This is a genomic window from Geoalkalibacter ferrihydriticus DSM 17813 (assembly GCF_000820505.1).
In the GTDB taxonomy this organism is placed as follows: Bacteria; Desulfobacterota; Desulfuromonadia; order Desulfuromonadales; family Geoalkalibacteraceae; genus Geoalkalibacter; species Geoalkalibacter ferrihydriticus.
Map to the genome: position 1 here is coordinate 96,883 of NZ_JWJD01000002.1, position 25,860 is coordinate 122,742.

A 25,860-nucleotide genomic window follows, 5' to 3' on the forward strand; every position below is an offset into this window, starting at 1 on the left:
TACGGACGAGCGTGGTGCGTCCATTGGTTGTTCCGCGATCGCGCGGAAATGACCAAAGGAGGATGGCCCGAGACAGAACCCTCCCCAGGCGGGTGCTCTCTCCGGTCAGCCTCCTCAGTCATACAAATAACCGAAAAACAAAGGCAGCATCCTCCTTAGGGCAAGAAGGCATGCTGCCTATGATTAACGGCGAATACCGAGTTCCGAGATGATCTTGCGGTACCGTTCGACATCCTTGCTCTTGAGATAATCGAGCAGGCGTCGTCTCTGTCCGACGATTTTCAACAGACCCCGACGGGAATGATGATCCTTCTTGTGGGTCTTGAAGTGATCGGTCAGATAAGTAATGCGCTGCGAAAGCAGGGCAATCTGGACTTCGGGTGAGCCGGTGTCCTTCTCATGGGTCTTGAACTGTTCGATGATTTCCTGTTTACGTTCCGTGGCCAACACTGTGCCACCTCCTTTCCGTATTACGATATTATCCTGAATGTTCAGGGATTGTCCGCAAGCGTGAAGGTTTTCTACCACAATTGCCCAAGACCTGTAAAGCGCTAATCACGCTGCCGCGGCCTCGGGAAAAACTCTTAACAATTCAAAATCGCCGCGCTTTTCCTGTAATCTCGCCGGCGCATAGCGAGCCACCGCAAGGAGCCGCTCATCCAACACCAGGGCAATCAGTTCACCCTCGCGACACGCAGACACACCGACCTGCTCAATCAATGGCGGGATACCAACAGAGAGGCGCGCAGCACCCTCATTATCGACCCTCAATCGGGGACAATCACGTAAGATATCGACAAGTTTCAGAAACCCTGGGGCTTGTCCGGGCCGCGCATCCTCGGAAAGATCCTCCAGGGATATGCATTCATCCAGCAAGAAACTCCCCGAGCGGGTACGGCACAAACCTGTCAGATGGGCCCCCGAGCCGAGGACTTCCCCAAGGTCATGAGCAAGGGTGCGGATATAAGTACCCTTTGAACAATCAATTTCCAAATCGACAAAGGGGAGATTCAACGAGTGCAGGACAATGCGCTCAATGTACACACTACGGGCGGCACGTTCCACCTCTATCCCCTGACGCGCCAAACGGTAGAGGGGAACTCCATCTTTTTTGACAGCGGAGTACATAGGGGGAATCTGGGTGATCTCGCCGAGAAAACCCCGACAGGCGGAGACCACCTCATCCTGGGTGAGAGCGGGAACCTCACGGCGCTCGACAACCTGTCCGTCAGCATCCTGGGTGTCGGTGATCTCACCCAATTTGAGCGATGCCTGATACGTCTTGCTGCCCGCCATGAGAAATTCAACAAGTCGGGTTGCGCGCCCCACCGCGACCGGTAAAACACCTGTGGCCATGGGATCAAGGGTGCCGGTGTGGCCGACCCGGCGGGTGCGCAGAATCCGTCGAACCCGCGCAACCACGTCGTGGGATGTCATCCCGCGCGGCTTATTGACCAGCAGCAGTCCGTCCATGCCTTTAATCGGCCGCGGACCCGATATGAAGTCGGGAAAAAACAAGACCCCGGACATCTTCAAGGGAACCCTGAACTTCTGCTCCGGCCGCATTGTGGTGCCCGCCGCCACCAAGTTGTCGCGCCAGAGCACCGACATCGACGCGGCCCTTGCTGCGAAATCCGACCTTGTAAACCTCCGGGCCAATCTGACGAAACAAAATAGCCACTTCTACCCCACGAATGGAGCGGGGGTAGTTGACGAACCCATCGGTATGTTCGTGCCCGGCACCTGTGCGATGCATCATTTCATCAGTCAGCGTCAGACTGGCGAAGGAGCCACAGGGTGAAACATACAGAGTGGCCAGGGACAAGGCGAGCAGCCGTAACCTTTTCTCATCCTGACTCTCGTAGAGGCCCCCGGCGACATCCCAGGGATTGATGGCCCCCTGCTCCACCATTTCGGCGGCGATACGAAAGGCTTCGGGATCAGCATTGGAATAGCGGAAGGAACCCGTATCGGAGAGGATTGCTGTATAGATGCACAGTGCAACTTCGGGCGAAATGGTATAACCGCCGGCCTTGAGCAGGCGATAAATCAAAGCGCCGGTAGCGCTGGCCTTCTCATCAACGTAGTTGATTTCGCCAAAAGACTCTGAATAGGGATGATGGTCAATATTGATCAGTGTACGGCAAATCTCGTCGAGGGGCGCTTCGGCGCGGCGCAATTCGCCGGCGTCGAGCAGAAAGCCCAGGTCAAAAGACGCGATCCCGGCGAGATCATGAACCATCGTTTCTGCACCAGGTAGAAATTGCAGCGGCTGCGGAACCGGGTCGGCATTGAAAGCGACCACGTCCCGCCCCATTTCACGCAGGGCGTTGGCCAAGGCGAGGGTTGAGGCGATGGCATCGCCATCGGGACTGGAATGAGAGACTACCAGAATCCGGCCTGCCTGCTCAATCTTTTCCAGAATCGCCCTGATCGTCCTGTTGTTCATCTTGAATGTCCTGCAGCAGTTTGTCGATACGATTGCCATAATCGACGGAGGTGTCATAACAGAAAAGCAGGTCAGGGGTATAGCGCATGCGAAGGCGCTTCCCGAGTTCGCGGCGGATGAAGGGAGTTGAGCTCTTCAGCCCGGCCTCCGATTCGCGCCGCGCTTTTTCATCACCCATTACGGTGAAAAAAACCCGCGCCAGATGGAGATCGGGAGTGACTTCAACACTGGTGATGGTAACAAATCCGATGCGGGGATCCTTCAAGCCCTTAACCAAAAGGACGGAAATTTCTTTATGGATCTGATCCCCGACCCGATGTGAGCGCTGAAATTCCACAGCAAAGAACTCCTAAAAATGAACTATTTCGCTTTCCCGATCGCAAATCTCAGCTAAGCCGATACGCTCGATTTCTTCTTCGATACGGCTGAACACGGACTCGACGGCCGAGGCATCCTGCGCGACCACAGCCACTCCGATCTGAGACCGTTGCCAGAGATCCTGGTGACCAACTTCCGCAGCGGATATGGGAAAGCGTTCGCGGCAGCGGCCCAAGATCTTACGCACAATGCCGCGTTTTTCCTTGAGGTTCTGCGGCGCATGCAGAACCAATTCAAATCTGGCAATCCCGACAACCATGCGGCACCTGGCGCGAATCAGAGTTACAGCAGGGTTTTGGTGGCTTCCATTTCGTAGGCCTCAATAATGTCGCCGATTTTAAGATCGCTGAAGTTTTCTAGGCTGATACCGCATTCATAACCCGTTGCGACCTCACGAACATCATCCTTGAAGCGACGCAGCGAGGAGAGCTTGCCCTCCCAGACGACGACGCTGTCGCGAACCAGACGAGCTTTCGCGTTACGCACGATTTTGCCATCAAGGACATAACAACCTGCGATGAGCCCGATTTTGGGAACAGAGAAGGTTTCGCGAACTTCGGCGCGCCCCAGGCCTTTTTCTTTCATGGTCGGAGCGAGCAGTCCCTCCATGGCATTTTTAATATCGGCGACTGCGTCATAGATAATGTTGTACAGGCGAATATCGACCCCTTCGCTTTCGGCCAGTTGAGCGGCCTTGGGCTCGGGGCGCACATTGAAGCCGAGGACCACGGCATCGGACGCTGCTGCGAGATTGATATCGCTCTCGATGATACCGCCGACTCCGGTGTGAATGACCACGAGGCGACAGGCGTCGGTGGAAAGCTTGACCAAGGCGTCCTTGACGGCTTCAACCGAGCCCTGAACATCGCCCTTGATGACCACCTTGAGTTCCTTGACATCGCCTTCTTGAATTTTGGCGAACAACTGTTCGAGGGAAATCTTGCTGGTTTTGGCCAGTTCGACTTCACGCAGCTTCTGCTGGCGGTGTTGAGCCACGTCCTTGGCTTTCTTTTCGTCCTCGACGGCGTGAAGCAGATCGCCGGCATCAGGCACCCCGCTGAGACCCGTCACCTCGACCGGCATCGACGGTCCCGCCTCTTCGACACGATTGCCGCGGTCATCGACCATGCTGCGAACACGACCGTAAAAGACCCCGCTGACAATGGGATCGCCGATGCGCAAAGTACCATCCTGAACAAGAACGGAGGCCACAGGACCACGGCCTTTATCCAACCGTGCTTCGACGATGATGCCACGGCTGCGCTTGTTGGGGTTGGCCTTGAGTTCAAGAACCTCGGCCTGCAGAAGTACCATTTCGAGCAACTGGTCGATGTTGAGATGTTCCTTGGCCGACACTTCGGCAAAGATCGTCTCGCCGCCCCAATCTTCAGGCACCAAACCAAACTCTGTCAGCTCCTGCTTGACACGCTCGGGGTTGGCATCCGGTTTGTCCATCTTGTTGATGGCCACCACGATGGGTACCTCGGCGGCCTTGGCATGATTGATCGCCTCCTTGGTTTGAGGCATAACACCGTCGTCAGCCGCCACCACGAGAACCACAATATCAGTGGCCTTGGCGCCACGGGCACGCATGGCGGTAAACGCCTCATGGCCGGGCGTATCGAGGAAGGTGATCTTGCGTCCGTCGAGCTCGACATAATAGGCCCCGATATGCTGGGTAATCCCGCCGGCCTCACCGGCCGTGACGTTGGCGGCGCGGATGGCGTCAAGCAGACTGGTTTTGCCATGATCGACGTGACCCATGACGGTAACCACCGGGGGCCGGGGCTCAAGATCTTCAGGAGCCTCATCACCCTCCTTGAGGGCGGGAATTTCCTCCAAAATCGTCGTCTCGTCAAATGCGACGTTTTCGACCTCATAATTATATTCGGAGGCCAAGAGGGCGGCGGTATCAAAATCCAGCGGGTGATTGATGGTCACCATGCTGCCTTGCTGCATCAGCTCGCGGATCAGTTCGTTGGCCTTGATGCCCATTCGTTTGGCGAGTTCACCGACAGTGATGGAATCGGTAATGCGAATGACACGCTTGATCGCCTTGGAGATGGTCACTTCAGTCTTCTTGATTTGCTTGGCACCTTTTTTCGGCCGACGCATCCGCCCGCTACGATCAGGCTCGAAAACCTCAAGATTGCGCCCTTTACGCGCGGGACGCCCACCGGTTGGCTCACTACCCGGAGAATCATAGCCACCGCGGCTCTTTTTGTTTTTCTTGCCGCCGCGCACTTCCTTGGGGGTAAATACCTCGTCAGGCGCCGCAGCAGGGGTGAAGGAGGGACGCCCCTTACCCGCGGGAGCAGGACGACCGGCAGGCGCAGGACGACCAGCCGGGGCGGGACGACCTGTAGGCGCAGGACGACCTTCGGTAGGCGCGCGGCCTCCAGGAGCGGGACGCGCACCGGCAGGCCGGGAAGCAGGACCTTCACGACGCGCAGGCGCACGTTCGCGGCGCTGGGACTCTTCAGTACGACCGGGAGGACTTGAAAGGCGCGAGAGATCCACGCGCCCAAGGACCTTGGCTCGACCGGGAGTCGCCTTTTCTTCACGCCGTTCGGGACGAGGCGTCGGTTTTGCGGCAGCGGGTTTTTCCGTTGGAGTTTCTTCGGCGGAGACTTCTTGCTTCTCGACCTTGTCCGTTGTCGTAGGCGGCTCTTCAGCGGCAGGAGGTTCGGCCACAGGCGCCTCTGTCCTGGCAGGAGATGGGATGTCGACGGGCTCTTCGACGGGGGGTGGCGACTTGGGGCGCGCCGCTTCCTCTTGAGGCGCGCGTGCGGCAACGGGCGCTTCGGTCTTAACCGGCTCCTCTTTCACGCTTTCTGCAGCAGCAACCGGCTCCTCAGCGGCCTCGGCGGGGACTTCACGGCGGCGACGGCGAATGATGCCGGGCTTGACACGCTCTTCCTCGATCTGAGCCACAACAGGAGCGCTAGCCGCTTCCAGCTTTTTCAGATCGCCTTCTTCAAGAACACTCATGTGGTTGGCCACGGAGACTCCCGCCGCATCGAGTTTCTCAAGAAGTTCCTTGCTTTCCAGCCCCATCTGTTTGGCCAGTTCAAAAACCCGTGTTTTTCCCATTAAATCTCCCCTACGAATCGCTCGTATCGCGCAAGCCCCTCCTGAAGGGCCATTGCCAGTTTTCCTTGCTTGACTCCGATGACGCTACGCTCTTCGCGTCCCATACAACGGCCGAGGGATTGTTTCTCACCCCAGGTGTAAAGAGGAACGCCAAAAGCCTGAGTCCTGCGTCGAATTTTTTCCAGAACACCTTCGGAAATATCTCGGGCGACAATGACCAAGGCCAGCCCCCCCTCTTTTTCCAAAGCTGAAAGCACTAGATTGCCACCGCCGAGGGCAAATCCGGCTTTGCGTACCATGCCGAGCAGATTATCAACCTTTTCCGCCAATTGCCGCTCAAGCTCTGCGGCCAAAACCGGTTCGACAGTCGCCTGATTGCGTCCACGAAAAGCGCGGCGGAACTGCTCACGACGCACCGCCTCGCGCAGACACTTGCGGCTCACACAGGTATAGGCGCCACGCCCCGGCAGTTTCTGCCGAAAATCGACCGTCACTTGACCATCGGCTGCAAGAACATAGCGAACAAGAGAACTTTTGTCCAGAGCCTTGCGACAGCCAAGGCAGCTCCGTTGTGCTCCGTTGCGCTCAGGCATCACTCCTTGTCTCTGTCCTCCGGTACAACCTCCACGTCGGCGTCGGACGCATCCCCCGCTTCCGCCAAGAGTTCGGAATCCGGTGTTTCAAGAAGCTCTTCAGCTTCTCCGAGAGCCGGCGCTTCGTCCAAACCTTCGACATCGAGGTCGCCTTCAGCTTCAGCAGCCTCCTGAGCTTCCGCCTCCTCGGCGCGAGATTCGCTCTTAATGTCAATCTTCCACCCCGTCAGGCGCGCGGCCAGGCGTACGTTCTGCCCTTTTTTGCCGATCGCCAGGGACAACTGGTCGTCGGGCACAATGATTTCGAGCGCTTTCTCCTCACTGTCGACATAAACCCGAGTCACTTCGGCCGGAGCAATGGCCGCGCAAGCGAAGCGCCCGATGTCCATGGTCCAGGGAATGATATCGATTTTCTCTCCGCGCAACTCCGAAACGACATTCTGTACGCGCGAACCGCGCATGCCAACACACGCCCCGACGGGATCGATATCAGGGTCGTGAGAAACCACGGCGATTTTAGCGCGACTCCCAGGCTCACGCGAACAAGCTTTAATCTCAACCAATCCTTCGCTGATCTCGGGAACCTCAACCTTGAACAACTCAACCACAAGCCCCGGATGGGTGCGCGAAAGAATGACTTGCGGCCCCTTGGGAGAGAGCTTGACATCGGCAATATAGGCCCGCACCCGGTCACCCTGGCGGTAAGTTTCGCGCGGCACCTGCTCCCGGTGGGGCAGCAATGCTTCGGCACGACCGAGATCGACGATGAGGTCGCCGCGCTCGTAGCGTCGCACGATACCATTGACTAACTCACCAAGCCGATCCTTGAATTCATTATAGACCCATTCACGTTCGGCCTCGCGAACCTTCTGAATGATAACCTGCTTTGCGGTCTGAGCGGCAATGCGGCTGAAACTTCCCGAGTCGAGCTGCATGCCGAGCGAGTCGCCGATCTCCACGTCTGGATCGGCTTCGCGCGCCTCGTCAAGACCGATCTCCTTATAGCTATCCTGGACTTCCTCGACAACGGTCACGAATTCGAACAATTCGACTTCGCCGATTTCATCGTTGTAGTGGGCCTCAAGGTCGCGCGTATTGCGATACTTCTTGTTGGCCGCGGACAAAACCGCTGACTCCAGAGCTTCAACCAGTATAGCCCGGTCGATTCCCTTATCCTTGACGACCTGATCGATGATGTGGTTGAGATTGGTCAACTCATCCCCCTGTCTTACCTGCTGAGATGGGCGTCAACACCGCCCATGTGCTGTTATTGCGTATGCCTGACGCGGTCGACGGGCGCCTGAGCCCGAACCGCTTCAACTAGAAGTCGAATTCCGGATCGAGATGCGCCTTGGCAACGGCGTCAAGTGGAATCTCGACGACCCCGCCCTTTTTGTCGAGTTGGCGCAACCTGACACAGCCCTGCTCCAACCCGAGAAGCTCGCCCGAAAAAGTTTTGCGCAAATGGTTGCGCCCATCCGGATCCATTTTCTCAAAGGTTTTGACCTTGACCCGTTCGCCCCGAAAGCGTTCGAAGTCTTCGGCACCCTTTAACGGTCGATCAAGCCCCGGAGAACTGACTTCGAGATGATAGGCGCGATGGATGAAATCATCAACATCCAGCGCCAGACTGATTTCGCGGCTGAAAGAAGCACAATCGTCAAGCAACAGACCACCGGGCTTATCGATGAAGAAGCGCAACACCCAGCCCTGTCCTTCGCGCTTGAATTCAAGGTCAACCAATTCGAAGCCGAGGTCTTGCAAAATGGGGCGAGAAAGCTCCCTGACCTGGTCGACAACGGAGGCGTCGTTCACGAAAATAAACTCCGGAAAAATAAAAAAAGTGAGCTGAAAGCCCACTTTGTAGTGAACGAATAAAACTGAACTACTTAACTAACACGGGAACCACGGAAATGCAAGTCCAAAATCAACAGACCTTTCCTCTCCCACGCCTCTGGGCAGGCCTTACACAGGCGATTCTAACCGGTTTGCAGACAGGTAAGGCTCTCAAGGTGATAGGTCTGAGGAAAGAGATCAATACCGCGCGCACCAGTCACTCGATAGCCATTATGTACCAGCGGTTTGAGATCGCGAACGAGTGTTGCCGGGTCGCAAGACACATAGAGAATGCGCGCCGGCCGCAAACGCAGCAACTCGGGCACGATATCCCGGGCACCGGCACGAGGCGGATCAAGCACGACCAGATCGAAGCGTTCCGTGCGTAAGTCATGGGTCAATGCCCGCAGAGCAGGACGGCTCAAAAAACGTGCTGACAAACCGTTTGCGACAGCATTGCGCTCGGCCTGCACGATGGCTGGGGAAAAATCTTCCACACCGACCACTTCGGCACCGGCCAGGGCAAGCGGCAGAGAGAAGTTTCCCATACCGCAATAAAGATCGAGAATCCGTTTACCGGACAACTCCCCCGCGGCATGCAGCAGCGCATCAACCAGGCGGCGGTTCTGTGCCAGATTGACCTGGGCGAAACCTCCTATGGCATAAGCCAGTCGCAAAGAGGACTGAGGCAGCGGATGGATATACAACTCTTCGGGCCCCTGAACCTCGGCCAGGGTATCCTTGCGGCCCCGTTGCAGGTACAAAGCCATGCCCTGTTCACGCACCCGGGGAGCGAGATAGTCCGCCAGGGGTTGCGGATCCGCGGCCAGACAGTGCACAACTGCGGCAAGATGTCCTTCGTCGTCCACGGCCAGATCGACCTGGGGAATGGCGTCCGGACAGGGCGAAGCGGGCAGCCAGGTTCGAAACAGGGTCAGGGCCCGGTTGATTTCGGGGGCGGCGATGGGACAAGCGGCGACATCGATGACAAAATGACTGCCACGGCGATAAAAACCCATGACGAAACCAGTCGGAGTTTGGCGGCACTTGAACTGCACCCGGCTGCGGTATCCCCATTCATCTTCGGCCGCCAACAGCGGTTTTACGAGATCAGCGGAAACGCCTGCCTGACGACTGAGAAAATCAGCGATTATCCGGTCCTTCCAATAAACCTGGCGTGTATAGAGCAAATGTTGCCACTGGCAACCGCCGCAGCGGCCGAAAACCGGACAGGGGGCCACCCGGCGCTCGGAGGACGGTTGCAGCAGCGTGATGAGTTCACCTTCAATGAATTGTTTTTTCTCGCGAATAGTGCGAAAGCGCAGCACATCACCGGGGGCGGCGCCCGCCACGAACACGACCTTGCCCTCCAGTCGCCCGACCCCGCTGCCGCCATAGGCAAGCGCCTCTATGCGCACCTCTGCTTCTCTCAGCATAGGGCGCGCAGATGCCGACCCGCCTGGTGCCGCTGCGCCTGAAGGCGACGCAGCATACGCACCGGATAGTCGGGGCGCTGCATATAAGCCAGGGTAGTTGTGGTAAAGGAGTCCCAGAGAGCGCCCCTAACCGCCTCCAGAGTGTCGCCGGCCACACCCATGCGCTCCAGGCGAACAATGCTGCGGGCTTCCTCGCCAAAAACCGCCTGGGCCGCAGCCAATGCTTGGGTCGGATCAACTTCGCCGGCAAACAATGCCGCCTCCAGCGGCAAACGGCAGCTCACCTCGAGGACGACCTTATGGTAGTCACCGAAGTAGCGGCGACTCAGGTCGCGAACTTCGATAATCAGACGATTAGCTAAAGTCTGGTGAAAAAACAGTGTATCCCGACTCATGACACCTTCTCGCTTTCCTGCTCCCGATCCGCAAGGCAGCGGCGCTGCCCCTCAATAAAGTCGATTCGCCTCCACAATCCACGCAGAATCCGGACCTCGCGTTCATTGAGTCCGGCCCGTCCGAATATGCGGCGAAAACTACGCAAAATATGATCAGGATTGTCCGGGTTGAGAAACTCGATGTCGAGCAGAGTTTGCCGCATGTGACCGAACATGCCTTCCACATCCTCGCTGGGGGCAAGCTTTTTTCTCCCCGCAACCCGCCCCGCCGCGACCTCGCGACGCAGAACCCGCACGGTATCGTACAGGCACAGAGCTACCGCCTGGGCAAGATTCATGGACGGCAGCTCATCACTGGTGGGGATGGTGATGAAGCGCTGACAGAGATCCAACTCGGCAGTGAGCAGGCCGCGATCCTCGCGACCGAAGACCAGTGCGACCCGGCCCTCTTGCGTCAAGGGCAGGAAAAATTCGGCAGCCTCGTCGGGATGCAGAAAGTCTTCCCGGTATTTGCCGAAGCGCCGGGTGGTGCCCAGCACCAAGCGGCAATCGCTCAGAGCCGCTTCCAGGCTCTCGTAAATCCCGGCCTGCTCAAGCACCGCGGTGGCCTTCACCGCCATTTGCCGTGCTTCGTGGGTAAGGTGATCGGTCTGCGGGCATACCAGGCGCAGATCATTAAAGCCGAAATTCATCATGGCTCGGCATACCGAACCGATGTTGCGATCGCCCTGGGGCTCGACCAATACAACAGAGATATTTTGCGGATCAGGATTCATAGGGAGAAAAAGCACTTCCGAAAAAAATAATGGGACGCAGATTGACAGGACCGAATCGGGATGGGCAGGATCAACCCTGATCTAGCGTCAGGAAAGATCTGCCAGGATCCGGAATTTTCCGCCTGTATCTGCGTCCGAATTTATTCACTGCCAGGCTAATACAAATCACCCAACACATGCTGCACGATGGCGGCACCCACGATGGCTGCGGTTTCAGTGCGCAAAATACGCGGCCCGAGCGAAACGGGCAACATGTCCAAGGCGCGCATTTCAGTGAATTCGTCGGCGCTGAAACCACCTTCGGGACCAACCATCAAAGCCAGGCGCCGCGGTCGCTCACCATTGAGGGCTTCACGCAGGGACCAGGTGGCGCTGCCTTCGTAAAAGAAAAAGCGCAGATCGGCATGGTGTGCCTCATACAGGGCGGCATCCCAGGAATGAAAAGCCAGCAGCTCTGGAATCATGCCTCGCCGGCACTGCTTGGCCGCCTTGAGCACAACTTCGGGCCAACGATGGGATTTTTTCTGTCCAACATCGCGCTCCTGCTGGGTAATGGAGCGGCTGGATTCAAAAGGAACGATGCGCGCCACACCGATTTCGGTGAGTTTCTGTAAAATAAGCTCGAAACGCTCGCGCTGCGGGAGTGCCTGATAGACTTCGATACGCACGGGACTTTCCGGCGCCCGCTCGAGTTCTTCAAAGGGCAGCAGCACAGCATGTGCGTCATCGTATTCCAGAATCCGGGCGCGAAACCCCCGGCCTGCGGCATCTTCAACGGTGAGGGCTTCACCGCGACGCGGACGCCAGCAGTCAAGGGCGTGGCGCGCAACGCCTTCGATCGAAACCGGCTGGCCTAATTGCGCGGAAACGCCAAGTTGAACGCGCGTGGCCGCGCCGCCGCCATTAACGCATGCGGGGGGCAAGGCCGGCCTCCCGGTAAGCGGCAAAGCGTCGTCGTGAAGCCTGCAGCAGATTCTCGTCGTAGCTTTCGGCAAAGTCGATGACCTGGTCGAAGCTGCGGACAAAATTCAACGAAGTCGGCTTGCCCTGGATCAGAATGCGCGCGCCGTTGCCGTTGCGCTCCTCGGTGGCGATGACCACCGGTTCGTCCAGGCAATCGACGGCACCATTGTCGAAACAGTGTGGAACAAACGTGCCCTTGCGCCAGGTCCACATGAAACGATCCAGGGTGACGCCCTGGTTATCGTCATGAACGGTGATCAGAACGCGCTGTCCCTGAGCGAAAAACTCTTCCGCGAGTTCGCACAGATAGCGGGCTTTTTCAGGCTTCTTAAGTTTGATGAATTCAATAACCGGGGCCGCCATGAAATTCAAAAGCCCTTCATCGTTCAGCGACAAAGGCGGCGCCACGCCTCATCGCTTCGACATTCAGAGGGATGAAACGATGATTGCGCTCGGGCAGCACCTCGCGCAAAGCCTGCTCCATGGAGGCAACCGTCAGCGCGCCTGTTTTAAGCGCCCAGGCACCGGCGGCGACCATATTCACCAGTCGCGCGTCGCCGACCTCCAGAGCCACCTCGTTCATGGGAATTGCGAGCACCTCGACGTCGCCGGACCGCGGCAGAGCGCCATCAACCAGAGAAGTGTTGACCAGGGCAAAACCACCGGAGCGAATGCGGGCAAAGTATTTGTCCAGGGATAACTGATTGAGCAGAATCGCAGCTTGCGGCCGCCCAACCACCGGTGAGCCGACTTCCTCAGCGCTGATCACCACCGTGCAGGTGGCCGCGCCGCCACGCTTCTCCACGCCGTAGGCCGGAAAATAAGAAACGTTTTTCCCCTCGCGAATCGCGGCACAGGCGAGCAGATTGCCCAGCAGAAGCACCCCCTGCCCACCGAATCCGGCAATAAAGACATCAAGATTCATTTCGCCCCCGTCCCAGGCGCATCGAGTGCCCAGTCCTTGAACGTGCCCAGGGGAAAGCACGGAATCATCTCCGTGGCGATCCGCTCATTGGCCTCCAGGGGACTCACCCCCCAGTTGGTGGGACAGGTCGAAAGAATTTCCACAAAAGAGAAGCCACGGCCCTCGATCTGAGTCTGGAAAGCCTTGCGCACCGCCTTGCCGGCAGCAAGAACATTGCGCGGCGTGTTGACCGCAACCCGGGCACTATAGGAGGTTCCATCGAGTTGGGTAAGCAACTCAGCCATGCGAATAGGACGACCATCATTGGCGATATCCCGACCATAGGGTGAGGTCGAGGTCTTCTGCCCCGGCAGAGTGGTCGGGGCCATCTGGCCGCCGGTCATGCCGTAAGTGCTGTTGTTGACGAATATCACCGTCATGCCTTCGCCGCGATTGGCGGCATGAATAATTTCGCTGGTTCCGATAGCCGCCAGGTCGCCGTCGCCCTGATAAGTGAAAACGATGCGATCAGGCAGCGCGCGCTTGACCCCGGTGGCCACCGCCGGTGCCCGGCCGTGAGGCGCTTCGACCACGTCGATATCGAAATACTCGTAGAGAAAGACACTGCAACCCACGGAGGCCACGCCGATGGTGCGTGCCTGAACTGCAAAATGATCCAGAGCTTCGGCAACCAGGCGATGAACGGTGCCATGCTGGCAGCCCGGGCAGAAGTGGGTGACGACCTTCTTGAGAGAGCGAGGCGCGGTAAACACCGGCGTATCAACCTTGGTCATGCGCTTCTCCCATGGTGCCTTTCGATCTGTTCGCACAATTCTTCCGGAGTCGGCAACGAACCGGCCCCAGGCGGGCGACCATAAAAAAACACCTCTGCATCGCGCGCCGCGCTCAGGCGCACATCCTCAACCATCTGCCCGGTATTGAGTTCAAAACACAGCACCTTCTTGACCACCCCAGTTGCCTTGAAGAACGCCTTTTGCGGAAAAGGGAACAACGTAATCGGCCGGATCATGCCAACCTTCAAGCCTCCTTCGCGTGCCATGCGCACGGCGCTTCTGGCGATGCGGGCAGTGACCCCGAAAGCGGTGACGATCAGCTCGGCATCATCCAGGTACAAGGCTTCCCAGCGCGATTCGCGCTCCTGCAACAATTGATAGCGGTGGTACAGCTTCCAGTTGTGCGCTTCAAGTTCCCCGTCGCCGAGAAAAAGGGATTTGACGATGCGTTGTTCGGAACGAGAGCCTTTGCCTGACACCACCCAATCCTTGGCGGGCAGTTCGATCTGCGGACGAGGATGGGGGACCAGCGCCTCTTTCATCTGGCCGATGACCGAATCACCGAGAAGCATGGCAGGCATTCGATAAAGATCAGAGAGATCAAAGGCGAGCATGGCCAGATCGTACATTTCCTGCACCGAATGAGGTGCGAGTACGATCAGGCGATAGCCGCCATGACCGCCGCCCTTGACCGCCTGAAAGTAATCGGCCTGCGAGGCATCGATACCGCCGAGACCCGGGCCGGAGCGACAGATATTGACCACCAGGCCGGGCAGTTCGCTGCCGGCCATGTAGGAGAGGCCCTCCTGCTTGAGAGAAATGCCGGGACTCGATGAGGAGGTCATGGCGCGCATGCCGCAGGCGCTGGCACCGAGCAGCATGTTGATGGAGGCAATTTCGCTTTCGGCCTGAATAAAGGTGCCGCCCAGGCGAGGCAACTCACGGGCCATGTACTCAGGGATGTCGCTCTGGGGAGTAATGGGATAGCCGAAATAAAAACGGCAACCGGCGGCCAGAGCGCCCATGGCGACGGCCTCATTGCCTTTGACGAACAGACGCTGATCCAACGGCGTGACTCCTGACGGGGCGTTATTCGGATTTTTTTTTGCGAAACACGCTGATGGCCAGATCCGGACACATCTGCGCGCACAGCGCACAGGACGTGCACCGATCCTGCTTGTCAGAGCTCAATTCAACGGGAAAAAACCCCTGACGGCTGATTGTGCGCCGCAACTGCAGAAGACCATGTGGGCAGGCTGCGGTGCACAGGGCGCATCCCTTACATCTCAATTCATCAATGACGACTTTGGCCATACCTGTATTCCGCTAAAAAAGGCGATTGCGCCCCTTGTTCGGGCAGAAATTCTAATCTTACAGAACTCCTCCCACAGCGTCAACTTGCCCCACGAATCATTCGCTCAAACAACCGCCAACCCTCGGCCACATGGACTCCGGAAGCCTTGGCCGCCGCCTCGCTGTAGACGTGGGTATCACTGGCCTGCCGCCTCACAGCGGTGGAGTCGAACAAGGCAAAAGGCACCGGCTGGTCCGTATGGGTTTTCTTGCGCACCGGAGTGGCGTGATCGGGCAGCACCAGAATCCGATGAGGTCCGAGCGCTTCAAGTCCGGCACGCACGGGCCCGACAACCTCGTGGTCAAAGGATTCGATTGCTCGTATCTTTTCGTCGAGCAACCCACTGTGGGCGGCCTCATCGGGCGCCTCCACATGCAAATAGACAAAATCGCGCGTCTTGAGCGCCTCCAAGGCGTATTCGGCCTTGCCACGATAATTGGTGTCGAGATAGCCGGTGGCGCCGGGCACCTTTATGACTTCGAGGCCTGCATAAATTCCGATGCCCTTAATCAGATCAACCGCGGCCACAACCGCCCCGCTCAGATTGAAACGCTCCTGCAGGGTTGCCATGCGCGGCGCCTTGCCGTGGCCCCAGAGCCAGATGGAGTTGGCCGGAACCTTGCGTTCTTTTTCGCGACGAACGTTGACCGGATGATTGTTCAACAGCATCTGCGCGGAATTCATCAGATGGATGAGCTCAGCGGCGCCTTCGCCTCGGGGCAGGTGGTTTTCCACGCTCTGTCCACTAAGGTCGTGGGGCGGCGTGAAGCTCATCTGGTCGCGCCCGCCGCGCCACACCATGAGATGCCGATAGGAAACTCCGGCATGGAACTCGAAAGGCCCGCCGCCCAATTCTTCTTCCAATAACTGGATCAGTTCACGCGCCTCGGCGGTGGAAATGTGACCTGCGGAAAAATCCTCCATATAGAGCTTGCCGTAATGGGGTGTCAGGCACACCAGGTTGAGACGAAAAGCGACATCGTCCACATCCAGATGAATCCCCATACTGGCCGCCTCCAGAGGCGAACGGCCGCTGTAGCAAGTCGCCGGGTCATAACCGAAAACGCTCAGGTTGGCGACGTCGCTGCCCGGGTGAAAGCCAGGCGGCACGGTCTGCACCAATCCGAGCTCACCCGCCCCGGCCAGGGCGTCCATGTTAGGGGTTTGGGCGACTTCCAGCGGTGTGCGTCCACCCAATTCGGAAATCGGCTCATCGGACATGCCGTCACCGAGCAGAATGATGTATTTCATGAAAACCTCAAAAAATGATGGACAGAAACCCTCATGGGACACGGATCAAACCTGATCAAAGCCGATCAGGCTATGTCAAACTCAAAAACATAGGCCAAACATTGAAAAATAACCACAATTGCGTCTCCACCAAAATTTGGATCAATATTTCAGTAGTCGGCATTGCCGTCTCTGATCCGCCTTTATCAGATTCGATCCGTGGCCTATGTTTTTAGTTTGGTTTTTGACTTTGCGCCTATCCCCGCGGATGATACTGCTCGTGAAGCCGGCGCAGGCGCTCGCGGGTCACGTGCGTGTAAATCTGCGTGGTGGAGATATCCGCATGGCCGAGCATGGCCTGAACCGCCCTGAGATCGGCGCCATTTTCCAGCAGATGGGTCGCAAACGAATGACGAAGGGTATGCGGCGTAATGTTTTTTCGGATTCCCGCCTGTAGCGCACGGCGCTTAATAATCTTCCAGAACCCCTGGCGTGTCAACCCATTGCCTGACCGATTGAGAAACAGATGGAGGCTCGCAGCCTTTTTTCCCAGCAGCGGTCTGCCTTCGCGCAGATAGACATCAAGCTCCGACAGGGCGGTTTCTCCGACCGGCACGAGCCGCTCCTTGCGCCCCTTGCCCAGAGTGCGCACGCATCCCATCAAGACCTGGACGTCGCCCAGCCTCAGTCCTACCAGTTCGGACACCCTCAGGCCGGTGGCGTAGAGTAATTCCAGCATGGCCCTGTCACGCAGTCCCATAGGCGTCGGTTCCACCGGTGCCGCGAGCAGTCGCTCCACCTCGCGGGGTGAAAGGGTATCGGGCAGCGACTGCATCAGGCGCATGGACTCAATGCGGTCGGCGGGATTGGCGACGGCGATTTTTTCAGCCACCATGAATTTATGAAAGGTACGTACCGCCACCAGGGAGCGCGCGCGGCTGCGCGGTGCCAGTCCGGCGTTTTTCAAGGCGCCGAGAAACCCCAAAACATGCGTTGCGCTTATATCCGCAACCGCTGCCACCTCATGCTTCTCGAGAAAATCGAGATAGCGTGTCAGATCGCGACCGTAGGCTTCCAGGGTATTGACGGCCAGGCCGCGCTCCACCGTCAGGTAGTTCATGAAGTGATCGAGGTATTGCTCCATAAATTCGTGCCTTTTTGAAACTTTATGTCAGCCATCATCCAGGCAGGTCAGCAGCCGCTGTTTGATCTCGGCAATTTTCTCCTCCTGCACGATTTTCTGGCAGAAGATATCCTGAACATAGAAAACGTCGGCCGCCTGATCAACCTTGGTGGAAATTTTCGCGACGCCGATGTAAAGACCCAAATCCTTGAGGGTCTTGGTAATGGTGTAAAGCAAACCAACCTTGTCGTGCGCAAACACATCAATAACCGTGTACTGCGCCGAGATCTCATTGCTCACATCCACCCGATTGGGAAATCGCGGCCGCGGTCGCTCGGTCATGAACGCCGGGGGGCGACGCTTGGCCACCAATTCACCGACCTGCGCCCGACCTTCGAAAACTGCCGTTAACTCCTCCTCGACCCGCTGCCACTTTTGTGGATTTTCAATCGAGCCGCCGCTGCTTGCCACCTGCAGGATATCAAGCGCCTCGCCGTTGCTGCGGGTGTGAATCTGGGCACCGAGGATATTGATTCCATTGGCGGCCATGACTCCAGTGATCTTGGAAAAAAGTCCGGGGATATCGAGGGTCGAGATAGTCACCTCGGAAAATCCACGCCTGGTTTCGTGTTCGACGTGCAGAGCCAGAGTTCTTTTACCGCGCCCGAGGGAGAGCCGCAGATGTTCAACGATCTCAGCGGAGCGATAACTCATGAGGTAGCGGGGACTCAGGGCGCGCAATTGCTCGCGCACCATGCGCGGGTCGAATTCTTCGGTCAGCGCTTCAAGAACATTGCGTTTGCGCTTGCGCAATTTTTCCGAACGCTTTTCCAATTCGAAGTCGCCCTTTTCGAGCACCTGGTAGGTCTTTTCGTAGAGTTCCTGGAGCAGCATCCCCTTCCAGTCGTTCCACACGTCGGGCCCTACCGCCTTGAGGTCGGCAAAGGTCAGCAGATAAAGCATTTTGAGATTTTCGCTCATGCCCATGCTGCGAGCGAACTGCAGGATAAGATCCTCATCGTGCAGATCGCGACGCTGGGAGATATGTGTCATGTCCAGGTGATGACGCACCAGAAATTCAAGGCGCCGACTGTCTTCGCGGTTGAGACCGAAGCGCCGGGCGATGGTCGGCATCATATCGGCACCCTTGTTGGAATGGTCTTTCCCCTCCCCCTTGCCGATATCATGGAACAGCACGGCAAGCAGAAGCAGTTCGGGTTTTTCGATATCGCCGGCCAGACCGGTGAGCACCGGATGCTTGTCGCGATAAAGCCCGGCGCGCAGTTTGAGAACCTCCTCTACGGCAAAGATGGAATGGGTATCCACCGTATAGGTGTGGTAAAGGTCATGCTGAACCTTGCAGAAAATACGGCCGAATTCGGGAATGTAGCGATTGAGGAACTGCAGATGGTGCATCACGCGCAAGGTTTTGCCGACATCGCGGGGAGAACGCAGAATTTCGAAGAACATCTCGTTCATCGTCCGATCGCGACGCACCTTGTCGTTAATCAGCCCCAGATTGTCGCGAATCAGGCCTTTGAGTTCCAGACTCAAGGGCGCCTGATGGCGCTGCGCCAGGAAAAAAGCACGCATGATCATTGGTGGATCCCGCCGAAAAATCTCAGGACCGGAAACGCGCAGTTCCCCGCGCAGAATATAGAACCCCGCCTCGATCTGGCGGCGCGTCAGATAACCCAGAGCATGCGTCGAAGGTTTCTCCTGCTGCGTGATGCGGGCGATGAGGGAGGAAGAAAGATGCTCCACCCGGGTGGCATGATAGTAATAATCCTGCATGAACTGTTCAACAGCCAAACCCTTGCGGCTGTTCTGGTAGCCCAGAAATTCAGCGATTTTTTCCTGATGATTGAATTGCATCTGGTCGCTTTTGCGGGTCGTCAGGTAATGGAGTTCGTTGCGGATGCGCCAGAGATAGTCTAAGGCGTCTTCAAATTCCTGCCGCTCACGCTCGGAAATCACCCCCCTGATCACCAGATCCTTGAGGTTGTGGGCCTTGTACTTGACTTGGGCGACCCAAAGGGCTGAATGCAGATCCCGCAATCCGCCCTCACCCTCCTTGATATTGGGCTCAAGAAGGTACACCGAGCTGCCGTATTTTTGCAGCCGCTTATCGTTTTCTTCAATTTTCGCGCGGATAAATGCCTGACTATTGCGCCCGAAAACGACGGTGAGTACCTCTTTGCGATATCCCTCGTAAAGTGTCGCGTCGCCGGCAAGGTAGCGTGAATCAAGCAGGGCGGTACGCGCTGTAACATCCTTCTCGACAATGTCGAGGCAGTCTTGTTGAGTGCGTACGCTATAGCCGACATCGAGACCCAGATCCCAGAGCAGATACAGCATGCGCTCGGAAACTTTCTCGGCATAGGCCCGGTCACGGCCGCTGTAGTAAAACATGATGTCGATATCAGAGCGCGGGTTGAGTTCAAGACGCCCATATCCACCCAGGGCGATCAGGGTGCACTTGCCAAAGCGCCCCTGGTTGAGATCAGCGGCTACCGCCTCAAACAGCGTCGTGATGAGCACATCGAACATGTGCGTGGTATCGGCAACCACCCGACGCCCGCCGGCACCGGCCTGATGCAATTCGCGGATGATTTTCTGGTAATGATCCAGATAGTCGCGGGCTGCCTGTAGAAGATGCGGGCGCTGGTGGTCAAAATCCGCGGGCCCCTCAAGGGGCAATGAGATGGGGAAAAAGGGTTCCGTATGAATCGCAGTCGCCTGACAAATCATGAACAAATATCCAAAGCAGCAAAGGTTTTCGAATCAGACTCCTGGAAAAATCACCGCTGTGCAAGCAAATTGAGGGCGACTCCGTAATTGCGCACCGCCCGCGCAATGGCCTGCGCACTGCGTTCCTGGAAGCGACGATCAATCAGAAGAGCCTCCTCGCGCGGATTGCTGATAAAAGCGACCTCCACCAGCACCGAGGGCATGGTGGCACCCAGAAGCACGAAGAAGGGTCCCTGGCGCACCCCCAGATCCCGGACGTTGGAATAGTTGCGACTCAGATCCGCAACCAGGGCCTTTTGAATTTCCGTCGCCAATCGGCTCGATTCGTTTATCTTCGAGTTGGCCATGAGGTCAAAAAGAATCGCCTCCAGGTCGCCCAACTCCTTGAGAGTCATGCCGTTTTCTCGAGCTGCGACCGCCGCGGCCTGCTCGCTGCGCGCCAGGTTCAGGAAATAGGTTTCGGTGCCGTAGGCGCGCCGGTCATTGCTGGCGTTGGCATGCAGAGAGATAAACAGATCGGCCTCGGCCCGATTGGCAATGGCGGTGCGTTCTTGCAGGGGCAGGTAAATATCGCGATCTCGGGTGAGGATGACTTCGACGCCAAGCTCCTTTTCGAGATACTGCTTCAACAGCTTGGCCATGGCCAGATTGACATCCTTTTCCAGAACCCCATTGGGGCCGACGGCACCGGGATCCTTGCCGCCATGCCCCGGATCCACGACAATCCGACGCAGACCCGGGCGGCCATCGCCGCTCGGCAAGCGCACACGCAAAGGTGCACTCTCGGGAGCGCTACCGAGAACGGCGGCGATCCCATCGTCTTTGCCGGCTGGGGAAGAGGCCGAAGCGGTAGGATTGTCGCGCGGCACGGCCTGACCGCTGCCGCCGACATCGACCACGATACGAAAGGGATCACTGAGATGAAAAACCTTGTGTTCGCCCAGGGCTGCCAGGTCAAAAACCACGCGGGTCGTGCCCGGCTGAGGGGTACCGGTACGCACCTTTTTGACCACGCCATCCCTGACGTTCACCACGGAATTCAGGTCGGCGGCGCGCTCGGATGAGGAAATATCGACATAAAGACGGGGCCCGACGCCACTTTTGGTGTCGGCGGGGAGCGTCGCAAAGCGGTAATCCGTTTCCCGAGACACATCGAGCACCACCCGTGTGTAGCCCGGATTGGTCCAGAAGCGTAGCCCTTCAACCTGAGCCAGGGAGCGCGCCTCTGCTAAGCCGAGGAAGGGCATGAGAACAAGAAGGGAAAGGAGGACAGAAAATAGTTTAAGTTTCTGCATGACAACCTCGTTTTTTCGGTTTGCGGACATTGCTTGCGCTCTTTTCGGTCCTGTCCCTGCCTCCGGCACGCCAAACCGCCAGAGCTTGTCCTTATACCATTTTCTTAAGTCTATCCAGAACATTCAATGCCTCCAGCGGCGTCAGAACCGACACATCGACTTCGGCAAGCTTGCGGCGTAACTCATCCGCCGCCGAATCAAACAGCGAAAGTTGCGGACTGGGCACCTGTTCGCGGGCGCGCCCGCGGGCCAGGGCCGGCTGCCCTTCGCCACTGAATTCACCCGCCTCAAGATTGCGCAGGACCTCTTTGGCCCGCTCCACTACGGCAGGGGGTATTCCCGCCAGGCGCGCCACCTGGATCCCGTAACTGTGACTGGCGCCGCCCTTGACGATCTTACGCAGAAAAATGACCTGATCGTTCCACTCACGCACGGCGACATTCCAATTCTTGACCCGTTTGCACGTCAGAGCCAGATCAGCCAATTCGTGATAATGTGTCGCAAATAACGTCTTGGCGGCCACGGAGGCATGCTCATGCAAATACTCGGCCACCGCCCAGGCGATGCTGACCCCGTCGAAAGTCGAGGTACCGCGTCCGATTTCATCCAGAATGATGAGGCTGCGCGGCGTGGCGTTGTGCAGAATGTTGGCCGTCTCCGTCATCTCGACCATGAAGGTCGACTGCCCGGAGGCAAGATTATCGCTGGCGCCGACCCGGGTAAAAATCCGATCCACAAGGCCGATGCGCGCGGCCCGGGCGGGAACAAAGCTGCCCAGGTGTGCCATCAGGGTGATCAAGGCCACCTGACGCATAAAGGTCGACTTGCCGGCCATGTTGGGGCCGGTGATGATGAGCAACTGATTGTCCGTAGTATCCAGCAGCACATCGTTAGGTACGAACCGCTCACCCAGATTCATGCGCTCAACCACCGGATGACGCCCCTCCTCAATGTGCAGCATCGTGCTCTCGTCGATCTGCGGGCAGACATAGTCGGCTTCATGGGCGAGATCGGCAAGCCCAAGCAGCACATCGAGTTCGGCCAGGGCATCGGCCGTCGCCAGCAAGCGCCGGCCCTGCAAGGCAACCTGCTGCCGCACCTCCTGAAAGAGGTCGTATTCCAGAGCCTGGATGCGCTCCTCGGCCCCCAGCACTTTGTCCTCATATTCCTTGAGGGCGGGCGTGATAAAACGCTCGGCATTAACCAGGGTCTGCTTGCGCTGGTAGTCCTCGGGCACCCGCGCCAGATGTGTCCTGGTAATTTCGATATAGTAACCGAATACCTTGTTGTAGCGCACCTTGAGCGATCCGATCCCGGTGCGCTCGCGCTCCTGCTGTTCGAGGCGCACAATCCAACCCTTGCCTTCACGGCTGATAAGGCGCAGATCGTCAAGTTCGGCGCTGAACCCGTCGCGAATCAAGCCGCCTTCACGCAACACAAAGGGCGGATCGTCCACCAATGCCTCGGCAATCAGGTCACGCACATCCTCCAAAGGGTCGATGACCTGGCCCAGTTGGCAAAGTAGCGGTGCCTCCAGATCGGAAAAAAGGGCGAGGATGCCCGGCACCTTCCCCAGAGACACGCGCAGCGCCGCCAAGTCCTTGGCGCCGGCGCCGGCCATGGCAATCCGTGCGCCGAGACGCTCCAGGTCATAAACCCCATCAAGACATTCGCGCAGGTCTTCCCGCAGAAGACTTTTCTCGCGCAACTCGCCCACCGCCTGTAAACGGGCTCGAATCTGCACGGCAACATTGAGCGGATAGTTGATCCAATGGCGCAGTTTGCGCCCGCCCATGGCGGTGAGGGTGCGATCCATCACCCCCAGCAACGAACCTTTTTTGCGCCCCTCTCCCTGGGTTGCGGTCAATTCAAGATTGCGGCGCGTCGCGGCATCGAGAATCAGATAGTCGGCACAGGCATAGGGAGCCAGGCTGCGAATATGCTCCAACCCGCCCTGACGGGTCTGCTGAAGGTAATGCAGAACCGCGCCGGCGGCGCGCACCCCGACGACCAGATGTTCGCATCCAAATCCCTGCAGGTTTGAAACCGCGAAAAAATCATGGAGCAAACGCCGCGCCCGGTCCTCCTCGAACACCCATTCGGGCAGGCGATTAACCAGGCGCTCGGCCAACACCGACTGCAGTTGGGTGGATAAGGACTCAGAGATACCGTCGGCGGAGACCAGAATTTCTCGGGGGTTGAGTGAAATGATTTCGCTGCGCAACTCATCAAGACCACGGCACTCGGTGACGCGAAACGCGCCCGTGGTGATGTCGACGCACGACAACCCGTACAACTCCTGTTCACCAGCCGCCAGTGCCAGGAGAAAATTATTTTCCTTGGGTTGTAGATTTTCGCTATCGACCACCAGACCCGGGGTAACCACCTGCACCACTTCGCGCTTGACGATTCCCTTGGCTTCCCGGGGATCTTCAACCTGCTCGCAAATCGCAACCTTGAAGCCATTGTCCACCAGGCGCGCGATGTAGCCCTGGCTGCTGTGATAAGGAATACCGCACAGAGGAACCTGCTCGACGGCACCCTTGTTGCGCGAGGTCAGAGTGAGTCCGAGAACCCGCGAAGCGGTCACGGCGTCTTCCATGAACATCTCATAAAAGTCGCCGAGCCGAAAAAAGAGGATGGCGTCAGGATGCTGGGACTTGATTTCCAGATACTGACGCATCATGGGGGTGCTGCTTGACATGTGAAAAAATCCTGTAAAAAAAGATCCGTAACCGGATTATGTTAACAAACCACCAGAAATATGTAAACCAATGAAATCGCCTTAAATCTTCACAAATAAGGCAAAAGACTTGACCCTTTTCCATGGCCTAAGCAAAATAGCCGCACCGACAAAAAAATTCAGGAGTTGTCACTATTCAGCGGCAACATCCGACAGCACCGCAGGGTGCGGCGGTTGAGTGCTGCGGCAAATGTTTGAGCCGTAGGTGAGTTTTTGCCGCACGCGATGCCGCCGTACTTTGCGGTGCATGCTAAACAGTCACCAGGAGTTTAACTTTATGAGCGACGCCCGAGACCCGGAGTTCGCGGCAGACAACTTCAACCTGCACGATTTGGACGACGAAATTCGCGTCGACGCTCTCTGCCGGCGTTTTTTGCGCCTGTTCTACGAGGACTTGACGCAAAACCAGGGGCTGGTCGCCGAACAGGCCGCCGCCCTCACCTACGGCGCCGACTATTTTCTGCGTGATTTTGTGATTTCCGAACGCCAGGAGAACATCTTTCACATCCCTGCGCAGCGCGTGCGTCAGTTTGCGGGCAACTGGTATATCATCAAGAATCTTGAGCCCAACATGAGTGAGCTGAGTGTGCAATTGCAGGGTGTGGCCGCCTTCTATCATTTCTGTGCCCGAGCGGGCCGTGTTTCTGCCGAGCTGGCGCGGGAAATCGCCCGCCAGTGCGAGGATCTGCCCTTTTACCAGGAGCGCATCGAATCTTTCTGGGACATCAGCGGCGACGGCTATCAACGCTGGGACCAGGCCTGCAGCTTCAAGGACTGATTTCTCATGCCCCGTGCTAACCGCAAAATCAAGGCTGCGCGCATTTCGGTGGCCACCGCGACGGGACTCTCCGTCATCAAGCTGATTGCCGGTCTGGCCACTGGGTCCATGGCGATTCTCTCCTCGGCCATCGACTCGCTGCTCGACATTTTCATGTCGGGCGTCAACCTGGTCGCCATCACCAAGGCTGAGAAACCCGCCGACAAAGCACACCCCTTCGGCCATGGCAAATATGAAACCCTGGCCACCCTCATTCAGAGTTCCATCATCGCGCTCTCGGGTCTGGCAATCATCGCCGAATCGGTGCGACGACTTTATCTGGGCAGCGAACTGCGCGGGCTTGAAGGCGGCATTTTCATCCTGGGTTTTTCTATTATCGCCTCTTGGCTCATCAGCCGCTACCTGCTGCGCGTCGCCCGGGAAACCGACTCCTCGGCTCTCAAGGCCGACTCCCTGCACTTTTCCATGGATGTCTACACCAACGCCGGGCTTCTGCTCGGGCTGGTTGTGATCCGCCTTTTCGATATTCCCTGGCTCGACCCGATCCTGTCTATCGCCATAGCCTGCTACATTCTGTTCGAGGCCGCGCGCCTGGTACGTCACGGTCTACGCGACGTGCTCGACGAGGAGCTGCCTGAGTCTATTCGTGGGGAGGTCGAAAACCTGGTCCGCGCCCATAGCGATCTGCATCTCGATTTTCACAATCTGCGCACCCGCCGCGCAGGCTCACAGAAAATCATGGACTTTCACCTGACCCTCTGCCGGCATCTTACCGTGGAGGAAGCCCACAGAGTCGCCGATCATCTCGAAAAACGCATCGAGGAGGAGATCCCCGGTTCCGATGTGACCATTCACATCGAGCCCTGCGAAAGTGAGAACTGCGACCACGAGCGCGAACACTGTCCCCATCGGGAAAAAATCTTGCCCCTGATCGACGGCTTTTCGCACTAACCCACTCACCCGGACAAA

25 protein-coding genes are annotated in these 25,860 nt (G+C 57.6%); 2 read left to right on the forward strand and 23 right to left on the reverse strand.

The annotated features are described in order from the left end of the window. Positions 1-183: 183 nt before the first annotated feature. The 23 genes from rpsO to mutS form a co-directional block, all read right to left on the reverse strand. The gene (rpsO, locus tag GFER_RS06675) at positions 184-450 is read right to left on the reverse strand and encodes a 30S ribosomal protein S15 (protein ID WP_040097761.1); all 267 of its coding nucleotides are present in this window, start codon (positions 448-450) and stop codon (positions 184-186) included. A 105-nt stretch (positions 451-555) separates the two neighbouring features. Continuing rightward, positions 556-1,473, reverse strand: a complete 918-nt coding sequence (gene truB / locus GFER_RS06680; RefSeq protein ID WP_074669486.1) for a tRNA pseudouridine(55) synthase TruB — start codon at positions 1,471-1,473, stop codon at positions 556-558. A 4-nt stretch (positions 1,474-1,477) separates the two neighbouring features. Beyond that, entirely contained in the window at positions 1,478-2,449 is a 972-nt protein-coding gene (locus tag GFER_RS06685; protein WP_040097764.1) for a DHH family phosphoesterase, read from the reverse strand. Then, entirely contained in the window at positions 2,409-2,786 is a 378-nt protein-coding gene (locus tag GFER_RS06690; protein ID WP_040097766.1) for a ribosome-binding factor A, read from the reverse strand. The genes GFER_RS06685 and GFER_RS06690 overlap by 41 nt, the downstream gene beginning before the upstream one ends. Positions 2,787-2,798: 12 nt before the next feature. Beyond that, the gene (locus GFER_RS06695; RefSeq protein ID WP_040097768.1) at positions 2,799-3,086 is read right to left on the reverse strand and encodes a DUF503 domain-containing protein; all 288 of its coding nucleotides are present in this window, start codon (positions 3,084-3,086) and stop codon (positions 2,799-2,801) included. Positions 3,087-3,109: 23 nt separating this feature from the next. Continuing rightward, positions 3,110-5,920, reverse strand: a complete 2,811-nt coding sequence (infB, locus tag GFER_RS06700; RefSeq protein ID WP_040097770.1) for a translation initiation factor IF-2 — start codon at positions 5,918-5,920, stop codon at positions 3,110-3,112. Then, entirely contained in the window at positions 5,920-6,513 is a 594-nt protein-coding gene (locus GFER_RS06705) for a DUF448 domain-containing protein (protein ID WP_052446098.1), read from the reverse strand. The genes infB and GFER_RS06705 overlap by 1 nt, the downstream gene beginning before the upstream one ends. Beyond that, complete coding sequence (gene nusA / locus GFER_RS06710; protein WP_040097772.1) at positions 6,513-7,727, reverse strand: transcription termination factor NusA; 1,215 nt, start codon at positions 7,725-7,727, stop codon at positions 6,513-6,515. The genes GFER_RS06705 and nusA overlap by 1 nt, the downstream gene beginning before the upstream one ends. 106 nt (positions 7,728-7,833) lie before the next feature. After that, on the reverse strand, positions 7,834-8,328 hold the full coding sequence (locus tag GFER_RS06715) for a ribosome maturation factor RimP (RefSeq protein WP_040098565.1): 495 nt from the start codon (positions 8,326-8,328) through the stop codon (positions 7,834-7,836). A 164-nt stretch (positions 8,329-8,492) separates the two neighbouring features. Next, the gene (locus GFER_RS06720) at positions 8,493-9,785 is read right to left on the reverse strand and encodes a class I SAM-dependent RNA methyltransferase (RefSeq protein WP_052446100.1); all 1,293 of its coding nucleotides are present in this window, start codon (positions 9,783-9,785) and stop codon (positions 8,493-8,495) included. Continuing rightward, positions 9,779-10,180 carry a hypothetical protein gene (locus tag GFER_RS06725; RefSeq protein ID WP_040097774.1) on the reverse strand — a complete coding sequence of 134 codons (402 nt, stop codon included), beginning with the start codon at positions 10,178-10,180 and terminating at the stop codon, positions 9,779-9,781. The genes GFER_RS06720 and GFER_RS06725 overlap by 7 nt, the downstream gene beginning before the upstream one ends. Continuing rightward, positions 10,177-10,956 carry an RNA methyltransferase gene (locus GFER_RS06730; RefSeq protein WP_040097776.1) on the reverse strand — a complete coding sequence of 260 codons (780 nt, stop codon included), beginning with the start codon at positions 10,954-10,956 and terminating at the stop codon, positions 10,177-10,179. The genes GFER_RS06725 and GFER_RS06730 overlap by 4 nt, the downstream gene beginning before the upstream one ends. A gap of 155 nt (positions 10,957-11,111) precedes the next feature. Then, positions 11,112-11,879 (reverse strand): RsmE family RNA methyltransferase, encoded by a 768-nt coding sequence (locus GFER_RS06735; RefSeq protein WP_052446102.1) that lies wholly within the window; start codon positions 11,877-11,879, stop codon positions 11,112-11,114. After that, the gene (locus tag GFER_RS06740) at positions 11,860-12,315 is read right to left on the reverse strand and encodes a DNA polymerase III subunit chi (RefSeq protein ID WP_235264028.1); all 456 of its coding nucleotides are present in this window, start codon (positions 12,313-12,315) and stop codon (positions 11,860-11,862) included. Before GFER_RS06740 ends, GFER_RS06735 begins: the two co-directional genes overlap by 20 nt. Beyond that, on the reverse strand, positions 12,299-12,844 hold the full coding sequence (locus tag GFER_RS06745; protein ID WP_040097778.1) for a 2-oxoacid:acceptor oxidoreductase family protein: 546 nt from the start codon (positions 12,842-12,844) through the stop codon (positions 12,299-12,301). Before GFER_RS06745 ends, GFER_RS06740 begins: the two co-directional genes overlap by 17 nt. Continuing rightward, complete coding sequence (locus GFER_RS06750; protein ID WP_040097781.1) at positions 12,841-13,617, reverse strand: thiamine pyrophosphate-dependent enzyme; 777 nt, start codon at positions 13,615-13,617, stop codon at positions 12,841-12,843. The genes GFER_RS06745 and GFER_RS06750 overlap by 4 nt, the downstream gene beginning before the upstream one ends. Beyond that, the gene (locus tag GFER_RS06755; protein WP_040097783.1) at positions 13,614-14,684 is read right to left on the reverse strand and encodes a 3-methyl-2-oxobutanoate dehydrogenase subunit VorB; all 1,071 of its coding nucleotides are present in this window, start codon (positions 14,682-14,684) and stop codon (positions 13,614-13,616) included. Before GFER_RS06755 ends, GFER_RS06750 begins: the two co-directional genes overlap by 4 nt. A 22-nt stretch (positions 14,685-14,706) precedes the next feature. Beyond that, entirely contained in the window at positions 14,707-14,931 is a 225-nt protein-coding gene (locus tag GFER_RS06760) for a 4Fe-4S binding protein (protein ID WP_040097785.1), read from the reverse strand. Positions 14,932-15,010: 79 nt separating this feature from the next. Next, a complete protein-coding gene (locus GFER_RS06765; RefSeq protein WP_040098574.1) occupies positions 15,011-16,222 on the reverse strand; it encodes a cofactor-independent phosphoglycerate mutase in 1,212 nt (403 codons plus the stop codon). A 235-nt stretch (positions 16,223-16,457) separates the two neighbouring features. Continuing rightward, entirely contained in the window at positions 16,458-17,345 is an 888-nt protein-coding gene (gene xerD, locus GFER_RS06770) for a site-specific tyrosine recombinase XerD (RefSeq protein WP_040097787.1), read from the reverse strand. Positions 17,346-17,372: 27 nt separating this feature from the next. Further along, positions 17,373-20,075 (reverse strand): [protein-PII] uridylyltransferase, encoded by a 2,703-nt coding sequence (glnD, locus tag GFER_RS06775; RefSeq protein WP_052446224.1) that lies wholly within the window; start codon positions 20,073-20,075, stop codon positions 17,373-17,375. A 50-nt stretch (positions 20,076-20,125) separates the two neighbouring features. Then, positions 20,126-21,370 carry an N-acetylmuramoyl-L-alanine amidase gene (locus tag GFER_RS06780; RefSeq protein ID WP_161807392.1) on the reverse strand — a complete coding sequence of 415 codons (1,245 nt, stop codon included), beginning with the start codon at positions 21,368-21,370 and terminating at the stop codon, positions 20,126-20,128. A gap of 91 nt (positions 21,371-21,461) precedes the next feature. Then, entirely contained in the window at positions 21,462-24,074 is a 2,613-nt protein-coding gene (mutS, locus tag GFER_RS06785; protein WP_040097791.1) for a DNA mismatch repair protein MutS, read from the reverse strand. 316 nt (positions 24,075-24,390) lie between these two features. On the opposite strand from mutS, the gene GFER_RS06790 reads away from it, so the two are divergent. Both GFER_RS06790 and GFER_RS06795 read left to right on the forward strand, forming a co-directional pair. Further along, positions 24,391-24,891 (forward strand): hypothetical protein, encoded by a 501-nt coding sequence (locus tag GFER_RS06790; protein ID WP_040097794.1) that lies wholly within the window; start codon positions 24,391-24,393, stop codon positions 24,889-24,891. A 6-nt stretch (positions 24,892-24,897) separates the two neighbouring features. Continuing rightward, on the forward strand, positions 24,898-25,842 hold the full coding sequence (locus GFER_RS06795) for a cation diffusion facilitator family transporter (protein ID WP_040097796.1): 945 nt from the start codon (positions 24,898-24,900) through the stop codon (positions 25,840-25,842). Positions 25,843-25,860 lie beyond the last annotated feature (18 nt).

Coding starts and splice junctions, on each gene's coding strand:
- truB (WP_074669486.1), bottom strand. CDS start 1,473: ATGGACGGACTGCTGCTGGTCAATAAGCCGCGCGGGATGACATCCCAC.
- GFER_RS06685 (WP_040097764.1), bottom strand. CDS start 2,449: ATGAACAACAGGACGATCAGGGCGATTCTGGAAAAGATTGAGCAGGCA.
- GFER_RS06695 (WP_040097768.1), bottom strand. CDS start 3,086: ATGGTTGTCGGGATTGCCAGATTTGAATTGGTTCTGCATGCGCCGCAG.
- infB (WP_040097770.1), bottom strand. CDS start 5,920: ATGGGAAAAACACGGGTTTTTGAACTGGCCAAACAGATGGGGCTGGAA.
- GFER_RS06705 (WP_052446098.1), bottom strand. CDS start 6,513: ATGCCTGAGCGCAACGGAGCACAACGGAGCTGCCTTGGCTGTCGCAAG.
- GFER_RS06720 (WP_052446100.1), bottom strand. CDS start 9,785: ATGCTGAGAGAAGCAGAGGTGCGCATAGAGGCGCTTGCCTATGGCGGC.
- GFER_RS06725 (WP_040097774.1), bottom strand. CDS start 10,180: ATGAGTCGGGATACACTGTTTTTTCACCAGACTTTAGCTAATCGTCTG.
- GFER_RS06730 (WP_040097776.1), bottom strand. CDS start 10,956: ATGAATCCTGATCCGCAAAATATCTCTGTTGTATTGGTCGAGCCCCAG.
- GFER_RS06745 (WP_040097778.1), bottom strand. CDS start 12,844: ATGAATCTTGATGTCTTTATTGCCGGATTCGGTGGGCAGGGGGTGCTT.
- GFER_RS06750 (WP_040097781.1), bottom strand. CDS start 13,617: ATGACCAAGGTTGATACGCCGGTGTTTACCGCGCCTCGCTCTCTCAAG.
- GFER_RS06760 (WP_040097785.1), bottom strand. CDS start 14,931: ATGGCCAAAGTCGTCATTGATGAATTGAGATGTAAGGGATGCGCCCTG.
- GFER_RS06765 (WP_040098574.1), bottom strand. CDS start 16,222: ATGAAATACATCATTCTGCTCGGTGACGGCATGTCCGATGAGCCGATT.
- xerD (WP_040097787.1), bottom strand. CDS start 17,345: ATGGAGCAATACCTCGATCACTTCATGAACTACCTGACGGTGGAGCGC.
- glnD (WP_052446224.1), bottom strand. CDS start 20,075: ATGATTTGTCAGGCGACTGCGATTCATACGGAACCCTTTTTCCCCATC.
- GFER_RS06780 (WP_161807392.1), bottom strand. CDS start 21,370: ATGCAGAAACTTAAACTATTTTCTGTCCTCCTTTCCCTTCTTGTTCTC.
- mutS (WP_040097791.1), bottom strand. CDS start 24,074: ATGTCAAGCAGCACCCCCATGATGCGTCAGTATCTGGAAATCAAGTCC.
- GFER_RS06790 (WP_040097794.1), top strand. CDS start 24,391: ATGAGCGACGCCCGAGACCCGGAGTTCGCGGCAGACAACTTCAACCTG.
- GFER_RS06795 (WP_040097796.1), top strand. CDS start 24,898: ATGCCCCGTGCTAACCGCAAAATCAAGGCTGCGCGCATTTCGGTGGCC.